This is a genomic window from Mesorhizobium sp. M0016, assembly GCF_040324035.1.
Classification (GTDB): Bacteria; Pseudomonadota; Alphaproteobacteria; order Rhizobiales; family Rhizobiaceae; genus Mesorhizobium.
The window spans coordinates 1-17495 of the sequence record NZ_JAMYVM010000027.1; the positions used below are offsets into that span (position 1 = coordinate 1).

Below are 17495 nucleotides of genomic sequence, written 5' to 3' on the forward strand. Positions count from 1 at the left end.
CGCGAGCACAAGAAGCTCGCTCTGCGCCAAGCCGCATGACCAGCATCATGGCCGCCCCTTTTTGCAGAACTTGACGCACACAACCGTTCTTAGTTTACGGCAGGCGATCTGGGGGCTCTGTCAAGTTGTGCGCGCGTTTTCTTTAGTTCTGGCAGTTGGGGCAATTGTCGCGGCAGCGACAGGCCGGGTCGAGGCACTGGAATACAAGCCGGTTACTTCTCCGGGCCAGCAGACCTTCCTTTTGGTCTCCGGCGAATTTGGCATCAACGAACCCTTGAACGCGTTCAGCAACGCCGTTGCGAGCAGCGGGGCCGTGGCAATCGTTTTCGACTCTCCTGGCGGCAGTGTTGGCACCGCGATGCAGATAGGCCGCATGATCCGTGCAGCCGGATTGGACACGGTCCAGCTTCGCCAACTTGAATGCGCTTCCGCGTGTTCACTGGCCTTCATGGGCGGTGTCCACCGCGCAGCCGACCCAGGCTCCATCGGCGTTCATCGATCATCCTTCGCGCCAGACAGCGGTATGTCCGCCGACGAAGCTGTGGCCAGCGTCCAGGCTGTCACTGCCTTGGTCATGTCCTACATGAGCGACATGGGCGTGGATCCCAGACTCATGCAAATGGCCTTGAGCTATGATAGGTCCGACATGAGATACCTGTCGGCCAGCGAAATGGCCGACCTAAAGCTGACCACCGTTGCCGCGACGCGGACGCCGCTGGATACCTCTCAGCTGCCCGCCCGACCCACTCCCGCTCCCGAACCGAACGCCGTGGCCAAGCAGCAAATGGAGAGCGCTGCGGTGGCCTTCATCAAGGGGCTCATCGAGAGCCACGGGGCTAACGCTCAATTGGCCCTCGCGCAGGTTCAGGCGTCCTACGCTCTCTCCGTCGACTATTACGGGAAATGGACTGACCTGAACGCAATCATCGAGGACAAGATGAACTATTTCCAGCGCTGGCCCGAGCGGGTATACAGGGTCCACGACAACAGCGTCATGGCCACGTGCGCCAACGACCAGTGCATGGTCTCGGGCGTCTATGACTGGGTTGTGCGCAGCCTGCCGAGACACAAGCAGGCAAAAGGCGTGGCGAACTTCAGCTACACGATCTCGGTTGGCCCCAACCCCAAAATCGTCGCAGAGACGGGCAAGGTTCAGCGCTGACTGGTGACTTGGCTGCAGGCCGAACCAGCGGACATTTTTGGCAGACCTGTGTTTCGGTATTTGCGTATGGAGCAAAAGCCATATCCCCCCGGTACCCCTTGGGGTAACCCGCATTCTCGCCCTATACCGCGCGTTCATCGTGGGCCGACCAGGCATTTTCGCCCCTGTGCGCTGCCCAATCTCGTCGTATCCTTGTACAATCTGCAGAAATAAAGTCACTTCTGGCACAAGCTCTGATCTTGCTGCTTTGAGTTGACCAACGGGGCCTTCACAGGCCCCGTTTTCTTTTGCAGGACGGTCCGCGCCATAGCGACGACCGTGCCGTTTGCGGCGGCGCAAACCCGAACCGACGCTCTCTCTAAGACCTCGTCAATCACTTTGAACCGCAGATGAACGCCGGCATCAGCGCCGGTTCAGTCGCATCAGGGCATTTTGATGGCGTGTTCAAGGAGACACTCCGCAAATGCTCGCTCGCCGCTTCACCATCGTCTGCCTGTTGATGAGCCTGTTCGGGATGCTCTTCGCCATCCTCGTGGCCGAATCCGGCCGTCCGGCCCGTTCCTGGGATGCAGCCAGTTCCTGCCAATTCGATTGCATGAACCATTTTCGCCCCTGAGACGACAAAGACATAGATCCAAACAGAAAAGCAAAAGCCATGAACCGCATCGCCATCAACGCCCTCCAGACCCTTCGGCTCCTGCCGCGGGCGGCGCTCGTCCTGGTCGTGCTGTCGGCGCCGGTCCTGGCCATGCCAATGATGCGGGCCAATGCCGACACGACGATCGACGCGCCGGCGACGAAGACGCATGGCGTCGGCTTTGTCTTGCTGGTCAGTCTGCAGCGCGGGTAAGGTGTGCCGGTATTAAGGTGATGCCGGCCTGCAAGTGGCGGCCTTGGTGCTCACATGCTTCGAGTACGCTCCGCTCCGGTTCTCGAAGCCAACCAGTTTGGTCGCTTCGCGCCCGTCCTCGACTCCGGCTCAGCCTTACCTGAATCTCAGCACACCTTGGGCGTGGACGAATAAATCGACCACTTGGCGGCCACCCTCCCCTCCCAAGTGCGGCGTCAAGTCTCTATATTGAGCCATGGAAAAGCGAATCTACCCACAAGCTATCGAATCGGTCGTCATGCCGGAGCCTTTCGGCAAGCAGAGCTTTGACGACGCCAAAAAGGCCGTGGCCGCCTTGCAGGTGCTCTACGACCGCAACACCAAGTTTCTGCGCGACTCCTTTGCCACGCTTGCCGCCGGCGGCGACGAAAGCAAGCGCTACCGCGCCTTCTACCCGGAGATCGGCGTCACCACCAATTCGTTCACCCAGATCGACTCGCGCCAGGCCTACGGCCACATGCCGACCCCCGGGCATTTCTCGACCACCATCACCCAGCCGGTGCTGTTCGAACGCTATCTCGTAGAGCAGCTTCGCCTGATCATGCGCAATCACGGCGTGCCGGTAACGGTTTCGGAATCGACCACGCCGATCCCGCTGCATTTCGCGTTCCTTGAAGGAACCCATGTCGATGGCGCCGCCGCCGACCGCATCAAACGGCCGATCCGCGACCTGTTCGACGTGCCGGATCTTGACGGCACCGACGACCAGATCGCCAACGGCACCTTCGAGGTCGCGTTCGGCGAACCAAGGCCGCTGGCGCCGTTCACGGCGCAGCGCATCGACTATTCGCTGCACCGCATGACGCACTACACGGCGACCAGCCCGCAGCATTTCCAGAACTTCGTGCTGTTCACCAACTACCAGTTCTACATCGACGAGTTCGTCGCCCGCGCGCGGGCCCAGATGGCTGAAGGCGGCCACGGCTATACCGAATTCGTCGAACCGGGCAATGTCATCACCAAGGCAGGGCAAAACGCACCCAGCGAAGGCGTGGCGGCGCCGCGCCTGCCTCAGATGCCAGCCTATCATCTGAAGAAGCCGAACCATGGCGGCATCACCATGGTCAACATCGGCGTCGGCCCGTCCAACGCCAAGACGATCACCGACCATGTCGCGGTGCTGCGGCCACATGCATGGCTGATGCTCGGCCATTGCGCCGGCCTGCGCAACACTCAGGCGCTGGGCGACTATGTGCTGGCGCATGCCTATGTCCGGGAAGACCATGTGCTGGACGATGACCTGCCGGTGTGGGTGCCGATACCGCCGCTGGCCGAGATCCAGGTGGCGCTGCAGGAGGCGGTCGCCGAAGTCACCGGACTTTCCGGCTACGATCTCAAGCGCATCATGCGCACCGGCACCGTCGCCACCATCGACAACCGCAACTGGGAACTGCGCGACCAGCGCGGACCGGTGCAGCGGCTGTCGCAGTCGCGCGCCATCGCGCTCGATATGGAATCGGCCACGATCGCCGCCAATGGCTTCCGCTTCCGCGTGCCCTACGGCACGCTGCTTTGCGTCTCCGACAAGCCGCTGCATGGCGAGTTGAAGCTGCCCGGCATGGCGACCGAATTCTACAAGCGGCAAGTGGCGCAGCATCTGACCATCGGCATCAAGGCGATGGAGAAGCTGGCGGAAATGCCGATGGAACGGTTGCATTCGCGCAAGCTGAGAAGCTTTTCGGAGACGGCCTTTCAGTAGACCGGCTTGCCGTAAATGTTTGCCGCGAGGCGTTTCGTCATCTTGATTGGGCCGCATTTCAGCCGATAAAGGCCTGATACCTCGGCAATGTATTACCCGGTCTATGGGCAAAACCCGGTCTGATGGCACGCGTGCGAAAGATGATGGCTTCAATGGCGTTCCTGGCAATGCTCGGCCTCTCGGCCGCGCTTGTAGCCGGGTTCTTTGGCGCACTGCATCCGGCCTTCGATTCCTTCGCCCATTTCCGCATCCATTTTGCCGTGCTGATGGGGCTGATTGCGCTGCCGCTGCTCGCCACCTCGTTTCGCCTGCAGGCGGGCGTGGGCCTGCTGCTGGCCGTGGCCGCCTTCGCCAGCACGTTGAGCACCTTGCCGCGCCTGTGGCCGGTGCAGGCCGCCAATGACGCCGCGCCCGGCAACGAACCGGTCTACCGGCTGCTGCAGATGAACCTGCGTTTCAACAATCCGACACCCAAGAAGGTTCTTTCGCTGATCGCCAGGACCAACCCGGACGTGATCACGCTCGACGAAGTATCGGCCATGTGGGCGACCGAACTCGGCTATATCGAGAACGCCTATCCCTATCGCATCCTGTGCGCCCATCCCGACGGCGTGTGGGGCGTGGCGCTTTTGTCCCGGCGACCCTTTGCGGCCGGCACCGAGCCGCATTGCGAACCGCGCGGCGCGATGGCGGCCGCCACCGTCGATTTCGGCGGCACTCCGGTCGATGTCGCGGCGATCCATTTGAGCTGGCCGTGGCCGAAGGAACAATACTGGCAGATCGGCGAGTTGACCGAGACGCTCACCTCGCTCGGCGAGACGGCGATCATGGCCGGCGACTGCAATGCCGTGCCGTGGAGCGCCGCGGTACGGCGCGTTGCCTCGCTCGGCGGACTGACCGTGATGCCGTCGGCCGGACCGACCTGGATCCACCGGACCCTGCCCGATTTCCTGCGGCGCTATGTGGGCCTGCCGATCGACCAGGTGTTTTCGAAGGGCGGGGTGACCATCCTGTCGTCGACGCAGATGGAAGAGACCGGCTCCGACCATCTGCCGGTGATGGTGGAATTTTCATTGATTCGCGACGAGACCAAGCCGGTCGACGAGGATTCTACCGCGACTGTGTCGCTGACCCAGCCCAGCATGGGCGGCTAGATCGTACGCCACGGGGCTTACGGTTTCACAAGCCTACCAAGGCCTCGATGATGCGCTCGACATGGCCGCCTTCACTGTGCTCGCGCGCGTCGAACGCGATCTGTTTTGCCTCATAGAGCTTGGAAGTGGCTTGCAAGCGCCGCGTGGCTTCGACGCGCGTTTTGTTGCATTGCGGATCGTTGGCAAATTTCAGGCCGCGAACCGACCGCTCGGCAGCCTGCATCATCTGCCCGGCGATACGGCCATGGGTTCCTTCATGAGCGAGAACGCCTGTGAAAAACCGGTTCCAGCGTTTGCGCAGCGCCGGCGTGACGGCCGAGGCGACGCGCGGGTAGGTGTAGGCGATGTTGAGCGTTCCATTGGCCTGGCGCAGGCGGCAGACGCCGTTGACCTGACCCACGTCCAGGCTCCAGTCGGCGGTGTAGCTTGTCTGCGCGATGGCGTGGGTCATGAAACCGTGCTTGGGGCCCCTGCGGTTCATGGCGATAACCAGACCGGCACCTGTCGTGCCGGTGATGTCATAGGTTCGCGTCTTGACGACGGTTTTCACCCCCGCCGACGCCGTCCCGACGACGCCGCAGGCCGCGCTTATGACGGCGACGCAAAACAAGACCAACACGCGCATGCCATTTTCCCCATGGACGCGGCAATGAGACCACAAGCAGACGACGGTTTCAACAATCTTGGCGCCGAGCGCCTTACATGCCTTGGTAAACCCGGCCATCGCCGCCATTTTTGCTGGTTGAGACGGTCCCGGTCGGTGAGGCTCACATGCCCTGATAGACCGGGCCTTCGCCGCCTTGTGGCGGCACCCAGTTGATGTTCTGGTTGGGATCCTTGATGTCGCAGGTCTTGCAGTGCACGCAGTTCTGCGCGTTGATGACGAAGCGCACATCCTTGGCAGACGGATCGGCGGCGGCGTTGCCGTCCTTGTCGACCCATTCGTAAACACCGGCCGGGCAATAGCGGGTCGAAGGCCCGGCAAAGACATCATGCTCGGAACGCTTCTGCAACTCCATGTCGCCGACGATGAGATGCACCGGCTCGTTTTCCTCGTGATTGGTGTTGGACAGGAACACCGAGGACAGGCGGTCGAAGGTCAGCACGCCGTCCGCTTTGGGATAGGCGATCTTCTTGTGCTTGGCCGCGGGCTCAAGCGTGGCATAATCGGCCTTGCCATGTTTCAGCGTGCCGAAGGGCGAGAAGCCGAACAGCGTGTTCAGCCACATGTCGAGACCACCGAGGCCGACGCCGATAATGGTGCCGAAGCGCGACCAGAGCGGCTTGACGTTGCGGACCTTCTTCAAATCCTTGCCGATATCGGTCGCGCGCCAGGCGTCCTCATAAGACGACAGCTCGTCATTGGCGCGGCCGGAGCCGATCGCTTGCGCGACATGCTCGGCCGCCAGCATGCCGGACAGCACCGCATTGTGCGAACCCTTGATGCGCGGCACGTTGACGAAGCCCGCCGCACACCCCATCAGCGCGCCGCCGGGGAAGGAGAGTTTCGGCACCGACTGCCAGCCGCCTTCGGTAATGGCGCGCGCGCCATAGCCGATGCGCTTGGCGCCCTCGAAGGTGCGCGATATCGCCGGATGCGTCTTGAACCGTTGGAATTCCTCGAAGGGCGACAGCCAGGGGTTCTTGTAGTTTAGATGCAGGACGAAGCCGACCGCGACCTGGTTGTCCTCCAGGTGGTAGAGGAAGGAGCCGCCGCCTGTCTTCAGGTCGAGCGGCCAGCCGAAGGAGTGCTGCACCAGGCCCGGCTGGTGGTTCTCGGGCTTGACCTGCCACAGCTCCTTGAGGCCGATGCCGTACTTGCCGGGCTCACGGCCGTCGGACAGTTTGTATTTTGCGATCAGCTGCTTGGACAGCGAACCGCGCGCGCCCTCGCCGATCAGCACGTATTTGCCCATCAGCGCCATGCCCGGCGCAAAGCCCGGGCCATGTGTGCCGTCTTTTTCGACGCCCATGTCGCCGGTGATGACGCCCGTGACCGCGCCGGCATCGTTGTAGACGAGGCTGGCGGCAGCAAAGCCCGGATAGATTTCGACGCCTAGCGCTTCAGCCTTGGTTGCCAGCCAGCGGCAGACATTGCCGAGCGAGACGATGTAGTTGCCGTGATTGTTCATCAGCGGCGGCATCAGGATATTGGGCAGACGGAACGAGCCGGCGGGGCCGAGCACCAGGAAATCGTCGGCCGTAACCGGCGTCTTGAAGGGGTGGCCATCTTCCTCGCGCCAGCCCGGCAACAGGCGGTCGATGCCTATGGGATCGACGACGGCGCCTGACAGAATGTGGGCACCAACCTCGCCGCCCTTTTCCAACACCACGACGGAAAGCTCGGGATTGACCTGCTTGAGACGGATCGCTGCGGCAAGGCCCGCCGGGCCGGCCCCGACGATGACCACGTCGAATTCCATGCTCTCGCGTTCGATCTCGCTCATCAACCCCTCCGCTCTGGCCAACCGTTTCCGGCATTTTGCTGGCTCCTGCGCTGCATAGCGCATCAATCCGCGACAGGAAACCGGCGCTGACGTGACAATGCCGATTTCGACAAAAAGTCGCGGATGACAACTCTGCCGCAAGCGTTTTGCGCGCGGCCGCGCTCAGCGTCCCATATTTTAATTGTTCGACGGCTCTCTTATCGGCCATACTTATTTCCATGCGCACGCCGTCCGGCTATTCATTGACGCGCTTCCCCCTTCCGCCCGGCCGGACCTGCCGAGCGATCCTTCTCGCCCTTTCAATGCTTACGCCGGTTCGCGCTCAGGCCGAGCCGGTGAAGGTGTGGGCGACCGGCGCCTATTCCTTTTCCGACGAGCTTGGCGGTTTCCACATCACCGGCGCCTCGGGCACCGGCACCAAGGAAGATCCGTTGGTCATCTCCGAGGAGCTGAATTCGTCAACGCCGGTGACGCTCACCATCCGCACCACCAAACCGATCCAGCCGTTCAGCACCAACGGCGAATTCGCCAACGGCATCCTGTACATGCGTATCGAGGTGCTCAACAACAGCGGCCAGGCCTGGGTCGAATTCCAGTTCGAACTGCAGGAGATACTCAACCAGCCGAGCGTGTTCGGCGACGGCCTGTCCTTCGACCAGCGCAACAAGACGCCCGACAACATCCTGTCGAGCGCGTACGCCGATTTCGACCGCGATTTCGAACCCTATGACCGGCTCTTGTTCAAGAGTGGACAGATCGACCCGCTGAAGAGGGGACGCTTCGAGTTTCTGATCACCGACTACACGCCGCGCTGGACGTTCTATCTGGTGCAGGATCCGCGGATACCGACGGGGTAAGCGGCAGACGCCGTGAAAATCGCCACAAAATGCCCTTCGTGATTGGCGAAAGCCGACGAGCGCGTAATCTCCCTCCTTGAGGGGGAGATTACTAACCGCCCAACCTTGCAAATCGTCTCTCGGCGGACGAATGTGCCCGGCATGACTGCCGCCTCCCCCAACAACCGATCCGACCTGGCCGAGTTGCTCGCCTTCTACGCCTCTGCCGGTGTCGACGAAGCGTTGGAGGACGCGCCGGTGAACCGGTTTGCCGGGGCAGCACCGAAGCGCCCCGAGCGCACAACGGCGCCTGCCGCGCCGCCTCGCGAAAACAAGTTTCCGGAACAAGCCGCCGCCAGCCCCGGGCTGGACGCAAGCCGGGTGCCGGACGCGCCGGCGCGTTCCGTTCCGGCCATGGCGACGGTGCCCGACGAGGCACAGGCGGCCCTGGCCCGGCAAATGGCGGCAAGTGCCTCGACGCTAGACGAACTGCGCCAGCACATGGCGTCGTTCGATGGCTGCAACCTCAAATTCACCGCCAAGAACCTGGTCTTTGCCGACGGCAATCCGGAAGGTTTGGTGATGTTGGTCGGCGAGGCGCCCGGCCGCGACGAGGATATTGAGGGCCTGCCCTTCGTCGGCCGCTCGGGCCGGCTGCTCGACCGCATGCTGGCTGCGATCGGGCTTGACCGGACTTCGGTCTATATCGCCAACGTCATTCCCTGGCGGCCACCCGGCAACCGCACGCCGACGCCGCACGAGACCGAAATCTGCCGTCCCTTCATCGAGCGGCAGATAGAGCTGGTCAATCCGAAGGTGCTGGTCAATCTCGGTGGCCCATCAGCCAAAACCTTGCTCAACACGACCGAGGGCATCCTGCGCCTGCGCGGCAATTGGCGCGTCCACACCACGGCTTCCGGTGTCGCCATTCCGGCGATGCCGACGCTGCATCCGGCCTATCTCTTGCGGACCCCTGCGCACAAGAAGCTGGCCTGGCGGGATTTTCTCGAGGTGAAGGCGAAGTTGCGGGAGGTGGGGTGAAGCGCGCCTCTTCCTTCCACCCTTGTGGGGGAAGGTGGATCGGCGCGCAGCGCCGAGACGGATGAGGGGTGTTCCAGCGGAGTGAGACGTTGGCGTTCCCTGGAACACCCCTCATCCGACCGAGCTTCGCTCGGCCACCTTCTCCCACAGGGGGAGAAGGGAGAACCGCGCCAATGACCTCCCAGGTAATTGAAATACGCCTCTCCCCGGCCTACTCATCCCCCATGACAACAGCCCAAACCTCCGCCGGCAGCCTGATCCGCGAATGGCGCACGCGCCGGCGCATGAGCCAGCTTGATCTCGCAATGGAGGCTGAGATTTCCCAGCGTCATCTCTCCTTCGTCGAAAGCGGCCGCGCCGCGCCATCGCGCGAGATGGTGCTGCATCTGGCCGAGCAGCTTGAGATTCCGCTGCGGCAGCGTAATCAGCTGTTGCTGGCTGCCGGCTTTGCCCCGAGCTTCAGCGAGCGGCCACTCACAGATACGACGCTGGCGCCGGCGCTTGCCGCGGTCGAGAGCGTGCTCAAAGGGCATGAGCCGTTCCCCGCCCTCGCCGTCGACCGGTACTGGAACCTGATTTCCGCCAATGCCGCCATCGGCCCGTTTCTGGCCGATGTTGCCGAGCCGTCGCTGCTCCAGCCGCCGGTCAATGTGCTGCGCCTCAGCCTGCACCCGAACGGCATCGCACCGCGCATCGTCAATCTCGCGGAATGGCGGGCGCATCTGCTGGAGCGGCTGAAACACCAGAACGATGCCGCCGGCGATCCCGTCCTGGTCGAGCTGGAGCGCGAATTGCGAACCTATCCGTCCGGGCTCAAGGGTGCGCGGCCGGTGCGGGTCGAGCCCAACGGCATCGTCCATCCGCTGCGGCTGGCGCATGGCGACCAGGTGCTGTCCTTCATCAGCACCATCACCGTCTTCGGCACGCCGCTTGACGTGACGCTGTCGGAACTGGCGATCGAGTCTTTCTTCCCGGCCGACGAGCAGACGCGAGCGGTGCTGGTGCGGCTGGCGAAGGAACGTGCGGAAGCTAACTGAGCCAACCCCGCGGACCTCCTCACCCCTGTGGTGGCGCTGCCTTGCGCGTTCGGGTGCGTTCCAGGCCGAGTTGGCGCTCGCGCCAGATGATGAACATGCCGGCGGCAACGACGATCACACCGCCGACGAGCGTGTTGATGGTGGCGATATCGCCAAAGGCGAAATAGCCGACGACCACGCCGAGGATCATCGAGGTGTATTCGAACGGCGCCACCACCGAAGCTTCGGCATGGCGGTACGCCGCCGTCATCAAAATCTGCGCCAGCCCGCCACAGAACCCTGCTGCGACCAGCAGACCGGCCTGCAGCGGCGTCAGCGCCTGCCAGCCGAAGGGCAGCGTAAGCAGCGCCATGACACTCGCCGTCGCCGAGAACCACAACACGATGGTCGCTGTTCGTTCAGTCTGGACAAGATTGCGCACGAGCAGGATGGCATTGGCGGAGATTGCTGCAGAAACAAGAGCAGCGATGACGCCCAGCACCTCCTGGTCGCCGAGCGCGACGCCCGACGTGAGCAGCGTCAGCTCCGGCCAGGAGATGATCAGCACGCCGACCAGACCGACCGCAACCGCGCTCCAGCGATAGACGCGAATGGCTTCGCCGAGGAATAGCGAGGAGAACACCACCACCAGCAAAGGCTGGGCATAGTTCAGCGTGATCGCCTCAGGCAGCGGCAGCCGGGTCAGCGCAAAGAAGCCGAGCCCCATGGCGCAAACGCCGACGACACCGCGCGCAATGTGGTTCAGCGGGCGTTTGGTGGCGAACGCCGTACCGAGTTTTCTCTTGAAGGCCAGGAAGGCGATGATCGGGAAGATGGCGAAGAAGGAGCGGAAGAAGACGATCTGGCCGGCCGGCAAAGTGCCGGCGGCCTTGATGCAGGTTTGCATGCCGACAAAGACTGCCACCGACATGACCTTGAGCATGATCCCGGTGAGAACATTAGAGCGCCGCGCGTCGTCTTCGACGCGTAAAGGACGCTCTGACACTTTAAATCTGCGCATCGTGCTTTCCAAAAATCGACATTGATTTTTGGGCCGATGCGCGCCGGGATGATCGGACAGTTTCCCGCCCGCTTCGTCTCCAGGCCCGGCTTTCACTGTTTTGTTGCTTCCCGGATCTCCGCTGAGATGCGCGTCGAACGACGCGGTACACAGGCGCCCATGCCGAACTTCGATCTGACGACGGTCATCAAGGCCTCACGATGATGGCGGAAGGGGAACGCCCCGAAATAGGCATTGGCGCAGTTTTGTCGAGTGACCGTTTCGTGTAAAGAGCGCGCAACTTTAGATTAATGGGCCAGGACACGTCAGCGGCTCCGATAGCGACAGGGAAACCCAAGGGAATGCGAACCGATACCGGCCAGGTCTTCAAGCTCGAAGACTACCGCCCCAACGACTTTTCCATCCCGCAAACCGGCCTCACCTTCCGCCTTTCGCCAGACGCAACGCGTGTCACCGCAGTGCTGACGATCGAACGCCGCGATGGCGCCGCCGCCTCGACGTCGCTGGTGCTGGACGGCGACGGGCTGGTGCTCAAGCGCATTGCCATCGACGGTCGCGAGCTTGCCCCGGCCGAGTATCTCGCCACGCCGGACCAGCTGACCATTTTGAGGCCGCCGGCCCGTTTCCAGCTGCTGCTCGAGACCGAGATCGCGCCGGCCAGCAATGAGGCGCTGATGGGCCTCTACCGCTCCAGCAATGTCTATTGCACGCAATGCGAGGCCGAGGGCTTTCGCCGCATCACCTATTTCCTCGACCGCCCCGACATCCTGTCGGTCTATACCGTGCGTATCGAGGCAAGGCTGGACGAAGCGCCGCTGTTGCTTTCCAACGGCAATCCGGTCGAAAGCGGCGGGCTTGCCGATGGCTGGCACTATGCTGAATGGCACGACCCCTTCCCCAAGCCGTCCTATCTGTTTGCGCTCGTGGCCGGCAATCTTGGCCAGGTCGCCGACAGTTTCGTCACCATGTCCGGCCGCAAGGTCGAACTCGGCATCTACGTCGAGCCAGGCAAGGAGGGGCTCGCCGGCTACGCCATGGACGCGCTCAAGCGCTCGATGCAATGGGACGAGAAAGCGTTCGGCCGCGAATACGACCTCGACGTCTTCAACATCGTCGCCGTTTCCGACTTCAACATGGGGGCGATGGAGAACAAGGGCCTAAATATCTTCAACGACAAGTATGTGCTGGCCGACCGGGAAACCGCCACCGATGCCGATTTCGCCAATATCGAGGCGATCATCGCGCATGAGTATTTCCACAACTGGACCGGCAACAGGATCACCTGCCGCGACTGGTTCCAGCTCTGCCTTAAGGAAGGGCTGACGGTTTTTCGCGACCATGAATTCTCAGCCGACCAGCGCTCGCGCGCGGTCAAGCGCATCGCCGAAGTGCGCACGCTGAGGGCGCACCAGTTCCCCGAGGACCAGGGACCGCTGGCGCATCCGGTGCGGCCGCGCCGCTACCGCGAGATCAACAATTTCTATACAGCGACGGTCTACGAAAAAGGCTCGGAAGTCGTGCGCATGATCCGCACTATCCTCGGGGCCGAGGCTTTCCGCGCCGGCATGGACCTCTATTTCGAGCGCCATGATGGCGAGGCCGCGACGATCGAGGACTTCCTGAAGGTGTTCGAGGACGCCTCCGGGCGCGACCTGTCTCAGTTCGCGCTCTGGTATCACCAGGCGGGCACCCCGAACCTGACCGTCAGTTCGACGCACAATCCGGCGACGCGCGAGTTTACCCTCGAGATCGAGCAGTCGGTGCCGCCGACACCGTCGGAGAGCCGCAAGCGCCTGATGCACATTCCGCTCGCCTTCGGGCTGGTCGGCGCGGGCGGCGAACCGGTCGCCTATGGCGGCGTCGAAGGCGCCACCGTCGAAGACGGTGTCATCCATATCCGCAAGCGCCGACATATGGTGCGCTTCTCAGGCGTCGCCGAGCGGCCGGCGGTGTCGCTCAACCGTGGCTTTTCGGCGCCGATCACGCTTTCGGTCGAGCAGAAGGCCGACGACCAGTTCTTTCTCGCCGGCCATGACAGCGATGCCTTCGCGCGCTGGCAGGCGTTCAACACGCTGCTCACCGACGCGCTGATAGCGGCCTTCCGCCAGATCCTCGGCGGCGCGAAACCGGTTTTCACCGCCAGGCTGACCGGACTTGCCGGGAAGATCGCCGGCGACGAGACCCTGGAACCTGCCTACCGGGCGCTGGCGCTGTCACTTCCGGGCGAGGCCGACATTGCCCGCGACATCGGCACGAACATCGATCCCGACGCCATCTTCGCCGCTCGCGAGGCGTTGGCGCTGGCAATCGCGCGCGCCAATCAGCAAACGTTCACCGACCTATACGGCCGCCTCGCCGGCGACGGGCCGTTCAGCCCCGACGCGGCAAGTGCGGGACGCCGCGCGCTGCGCAACATCCTGCTCGACTACCTCTCGCTGCTGCCGAAAGGTGCTGCGCTCGCCGCCCGGCATTTCGAAACCGCGACCAACATGACCGACCGCGCCGCAGCGCTGACCGTCCTTGCGCACCGCCATGACGGTTCGCCGGAGGCGATCAAGGCGCTGGCCGATTTCGAGGCGCGTTATGGCGCCGATCCGCTGGTCATGGACAAATGGTTCCAGATCCAGGCCAGCGTGCCGGGACGCCGGACAGTCGACACGGTACGCGAGCTGACTGGTCACGCAGCTTTCTCGATGGCCAATCCGAACCGGGTGCGCTCGCTGGTCGGCACATTCGCCAGCGCCAACCAGACCGGCTTCCACCGCGCCGATGGCGAAGGCTACCGGTTTTTTACCCAGACCGTACTCGAGGTTGAAAAACGCAATCCGCAAGTGGCGGCCAGGCTGGCGACAGCGCTGCGCTCGTGGCGCTCGCTGGAGCCGGGCAGGCAAGCCAAGGCCAGGGAAGCGCTGCTGGCCATCGCCGGTGCCGAGAACCTGTCGGCGGATTTGCGGGACATTGTGGAGCGAACGCTGGCCTGATCCCTCCCCCTTGAGGGGACGGTGGACAGCCGCCGAAGGCGGATGGACGGGTGGGGTCGTTGCGGCAGTGCGCGACCTCGACCAACTTCGACCGTGATTGAGAGAGTCGAGCGCTTCGCCGAGGACCCCACCCGGCCCTTGGGGCCACCCTCCCCTCAAGGGGAGGGATTTCAGCGTTATTTCAATCAATTTTTAATGTTTTTCGGCCGCGCCTCTGGACAAGGCGAATCACCTTTGATTCTTTACAGACGATTCGGATGTGCGGTGTTGCCGGATCGTCAAGCGTACGGAAATTCGGGGAGTGCCATTTATGGCCAAGGCGGACGCGTGGGGCGCGCCCGAAGGGACGGCTTTTGAGCGGCGCAAGGCGCGAGGCGACGGCCTCGCCGGCAATACGCGGCTCATCGCTGAACCAGCCTACCGGCGGCTCCTGGCTGCCGAACCCCTTCTGCGCCGTTCGATACCGGCTCTCATCATCATCTTCCTGATCGTCATCGCCGCACTGCGCGTGCTGTCGCTGATGAACGAGCGCGACGAGGCCGAGCGCGACGGCAAGGCGGTGCTAGGTCTCGCCGCCGGCCAGATGGCGAACGCAATCTCGGCCGACCCGACCGCGGCATCCAGCGGTGCAATTGATCTTCTGGAAAGCACGAGCCGCCAGGGCGCCATGGGCAGAAGCCATGTGCTTGTGATCACCGACAGCGCCTTCAAGATCATTGCCGTGTCGCCGCTGTCGACCGGCTGGCAAGGGCGATCGCTGGACAGCCTGGTGCTGGACGGCCAGCCGCTGTTCATGTTCGGCGACCGCGCCGGGGTCATGGATGTCAGCATCGGCGGCCAGGACTGGTACGCGGCGGTGAGCCTGACCCGGGACCGCAAGAACGCCGCCGCCGTGCTGGTGCCGCAGGAAGCGGCGTTCGACAACTGGCGCAAGACCGTCTCGCTCAACGTCACGCTGTTTGTGCTGACAGCCGGCGTGCTGATCATCATCCTCTACGCCTATTTCGGCCAGGCATCGCGCGCCCAGACAGCCGACCGCATCTATCTCGAAGCCCATCAGCGCATCGACATGGCGCTGGTTCGCGGTCGCTGCGGCCTGTGGGACTGGGACATGGTGCGCGGCAAGATGTACTGGTCGCGCTCGATGTACGACATGCTGGGCTACGAGCCCTGCAACTCGATGCTGTCGTTCGGCGAGGTCGACGACATCATCCACCCCGAGGACGGCGACCTGTTCGAGCTCGCCAACAAAATCGTCGAGCGCGAGATCGACCATATCGACCAGGTGTTCCGGATGCGTCACGCCGACGGCCAGTGGGTGTGGATGCGCGCCAGGGCCCAGGTGATCGACCCGGAAGCGCCTGAGATCCAGCTGATCGGCATTGCCGTCGACGTCACCGAGCAGCGGCATCTGGCGCTGCGCTCGGAGGCGGCCGACCTGCGCCTGCGGACCGCGATCGAAAACATCAACGAATCCTTCGTGCTGTGGGATGCCGCCCAGCGCCTGATCATGTGCAATTCCAAATACCAGAAGGACAACGGCCTGTCGGACCGCGACGTCATGCCGGGCGCTGCGCGCGCCGTGCTTGAAGAGCGCATGCTGGCCTTCGCCTCTGAACGGCGGCTGGCCAACACCAACGGGCCGCAAGGGGGCGCAACCTTCGAGCGGCAGCTCTCCGACGGCCGCTGGCTGCAGGTCAACGAACTGAGGACCCGGGACGGCGGCACGGTCTCCGTCGGCTCCGACATCACCCAGATCAAGCTGCACCAGGAAAAGCTGGTCGACAGCGAGCGCCGGCTGATGGCGACCATCCACGACCTCAGCCTCGCCCGCCGGGCCGAGGAAGAGCGCGCCAAGGAACTGGTCGAGCTCAACCGCGAATATATGAAGGAAACCGAGCGCGCCGAGGCCGCCAATCGGGCCAAATCCGAATTCCTAGCCAACATGTCGCACGAGCTGCGCACGCCGCTCAACGCCATCATCGGGTTCTCCGAACTGATGGAACAAGGCCTGTTCGGGCCGCTCGGTTCGCCGCGCTACGAGGAATATGCCAACGACATCAACGGCAGCGGCAAATATCTGCTCGGCGTCATCAACGACATACTCGATATGTCGAAGATCGAAGCCGGCCAATTCTCGGTGGACCGCGAGGAAATCGATCTCTGCCCGCTGATCCGCGAGACGGTGCGGGTGATCTCGCTGCAGGCGGCGGAGAAATCGATCACGGTCGAAACCCGCATCGCCGATACGATGACGCTGTTCGCCGACCGCCGGGCGATCAAGCAGATCGCCATCAATCTGCTGTCGAATGCGGTGAAGTTCACCGGCCAGGGCGGCCATATCTCGGTGCGCGCCCGCAACACGTCAGGCGCGCTGGTGCTGACCATCGAGGACAATGGCTGCGGCATTCCGAAGGAGGCACTGAGCAAGCTTGGCCGCCCCTTCGAACAGGTGCAGAACCAGTTTTCGAAGAACCACGCCGGTTCCGGCCTCGGCCTTGCCATCTCGCGCTCGCTGGCCGAGTTGCAAGGAGGAGCGCTGAAAATCCGCTCGACCGAAGGCGTCGGCACCATCGTGTCGGTGCGCATCCCGGTGAAGAAGGCGCAGCCGGCGGTGAAGGCGGCGGCCTGACGGCCCGCCAATGCCAGCGGTGCTCTCCGCCGCGTTCAAGGACTGAGTAGCCGCGGTCATGTAAGGGCTCCGGCGGCTTTCGCCGCCGGAGACATATCGCCACTCACTCCATGCTGTCGTCGCCGCCGTCCCATTGGTGGTGGCGGCCCATGCGGCCGTTCTTCGGTAGTTCGTTGCGCTCGATCTTGCCGTCATTGTTGCGGTCGAGCATCGCGAACACCTTTTTCTCGCGCCCGGTGATGTCGTCCGTGGTCAGCGTGCCGTCGCCCTTGCTGTCGTAGCGGGCAACGATGCGCTTGGCCATTTCCTCGAACCGCGCCTTCTCCAGCGCGTCAGCGAGCTGGGCGACTGTCAGCTTGCCGCCATTATCGGCGACCAGCTTCTTCAGCCGCGCGTTCATGGCGTCGGAAAACTGGTCGAAGCTGATGGTGCCGTTGGAATCCTTCATCGCCTTGTCGAGGCGCATCATGGTGCCCTCGCGCATTCTGGCGCTGGCATTGTTCTCGGCATAGGCGGTGGTGCCGACGGCGCCGGCAAGCGCGACGAAGGCAAGGGCAAGTCCGGTTGTCTTTCTCATGGGTATCTCCTGTTGCATCGTCACCCCCGATGCGATCCGA

The 17495-nt window shown here is 63.2% G+C and carries 14 protein-coding genes; 9 read left to right on the plus strand and 5 right to left on the minus strand.

Going from position 1 to position 17495, the window contains the following annotated elements:
• The coding region (locus NKJ88_RS27800) for a COG3904 family protein (RefSeq protein ID WP_352446343.1) at positions 1–1162 on the plus strand (1162 nt) is incomplete at its 5' end.
• Between the two features lie 373 nt (positions 1163–1535).
• Here the strand turns inward: NKJ88_RS27800 and NKJ88_RS27805 are convergent.
• The gene (locus NKJ88_RS27805; RefSeq protein ID WP_352446360.1) at positions 1536–1766 is read right to left on the minus strand and encodes a hypothetical protein; all 231 of its coding nucleotides are present in this window, start codon (positions 1764–1766) and stop codon (positions 1536–1538) included.
• 51 nt (positions 1767–1817) lie between these two features.
• Between NKJ88_RS27805 and NKJ88_RS27810 the strand changes: the two genes are divergently transcribed.
• From NKJ88_RS27810 to NKJ88_RS27820, 3 genes are all read left to right on the plus strand, one after another.
• Positions 1818–2012: a hypothetical protein gene (locus NKJ88_RS27810; RefSeq protein WP_023824191.1), complete on the plus strand. Its 195-nt coding sequence runs from the start codon at positions 1818–1820 to the stop codon at positions 2010–2012.
• Positions 2013–2289: 277 nt separating this feature from the next.
• A complete protein-coding gene (locus NKJ88_RS27815) occupies positions 2290–3750 on the plus strand; it encodes an AMP nucleosidase (RefSeq protein WP_023731828.1) in 1461 nt (486 codons plus the stop codon).
• A 152-nt stretch (positions 3751–3902) separates the two neighbouring features.
• Positions 3903–4904, plus strand: coding sequence for an endonuclease/exonuclease/phosphatase family protein (locus NKJ88_RS27820; RefSeq protein WP_245261982.1), 1002 nt, complete (start codon positions 3903–3905; stop codon positions 4902–4904).
• Positions 4905–4929: 25 nt separating this feature from the next.
• On the opposite strand, the gene NKJ88_RS27825 is transcribed toward NKJ88_RS27820, so the two are convergent.
• Positions 4930–5637 carry a DUF922 domain-containing protein gene (locus tag NKJ88_RS27825; protein ID WP_502897977.1) on the minus strand — a complete coding sequence of 236 codons (708 nt, stop codon included), beginning with the start codon at positions 5635–5637 and terminating at the stop codon, positions 4930–4932.
• A 34-nt stretch (positions 5638–5671) separates the two neighbouring features.
• On the minus strand, positions 5672–7351 hold the full coding sequence (locus tag NKJ88_RS27830; protein ID WP_023816446.1) for an electron transfer flavoprotein-ubiquinone oxidoreductase: 1680 nt from the start codon (positions 7349–7351) through the stop codon (positions 5672–5674).
• A gap of 302 nt (positions 7352–7653) precedes the next feature.
• Here NKJ88_RS27830 and NKJ88_RS27835 point away from each other — a divergent pair, with 302 nt between their 5' ends.
• From NKJ88_RS27835 to NKJ88_RS27845, 3 genes are all read left to right on the plus strand, one after another.
• Positions 7654–8208: a hypothetical protein gene (locus NKJ88_RS27835; RefSeq protein ID WP_023698594.1), complete on the plus strand. Its 555-nt coding sequence runs from the start codon at positions 7654–7656 to the stop codon at positions 8206–8208.
• 141 nt (positions 8209–8349) lie between these two features.
• A complete protein-coding gene (locus tag NKJ88_RS27840; RefSeq protein ID WP_023684518.1) occupies positions 8350–9228 on the plus strand; it encodes a uracil-DNA glycosylase in 879 nt (292 codons plus the stop codon).
• A 224-nt stretch (positions 9229–9452) separates the two neighbouring features.
• Positions 9453–10265 (plus strand): helix-turn-helix domain-containing protein, encoded by an 813-nt coding sequence (locus tag NKJ88_RS27845; RefSeq protein WP_352446344.1) that lies wholly within the window; start codon positions 9453–9455, stop codon positions 10263–10265.
• 19 nt (positions 10266–10284) lie between these two features.
• On the opposite strand, the gene NKJ88_RS27850 is transcribed toward NKJ88_RS27845, so the two are convergent.
• Complete coding sequence (locus tag NKJ88_RS27850) at positions 10285–11187, minus strand: DMT family transporter (protein WP_023687251.1); 903 nt, start codon at positions 11185–11187, stop codon at positions 10285–10287.
• 419 nt (positions 11188–11606) lie between these two features.
• Here NKJ88_RS27850 and pepN point away from each other — a divergent pair, with 419 nt between their 5' ends.
• Together pepN and NKJ88_RS27860 are read left to right on the plus strand one after the other, a co-directional pair.
• Positions 11607–14246, plus strand: coding sequence for an aminopeptidase N (pepN, locus tag NKJ88_RS27855; protein ID WP_352446345.1), 2640 nt, complete (start codon positions 11607–11609; stop codon positions 14244–14246).
• A 310-nt stretch (positions 14247–14556) separates the two neighbouring features.
• On the plus strand, positions 14557–16878 hold the full coding sequence (locus NKJ88_RS27860; RefSeq protein ID WP_023684522.1) for a PAS domain-containing sensor histidine kinase: 2322 nt from the start codon (positions 14557–14559) through the stop codon (positions 16876–16878).
• A 103-nt stretch (positions 16879–16981) separates the two neighbouring features.
• On the opposite strand, the gene NKJ88_RS27865 is transcribed toward NKJ88_RS27860, so the two are convergent.
• Positions 16982–17455: an EF-hand domain-containing protein gene (locus tag NKJ88_RS27865; RefSeq protein ID WP_352446346.1), complete on the minus strand. Its 474-nt coding sequence runs from the start codon at positions 17453–17455 to the stop codon at positions 16982–16984.
• Positions 17456–17495 lie beyond the last annotated feature (40 nt).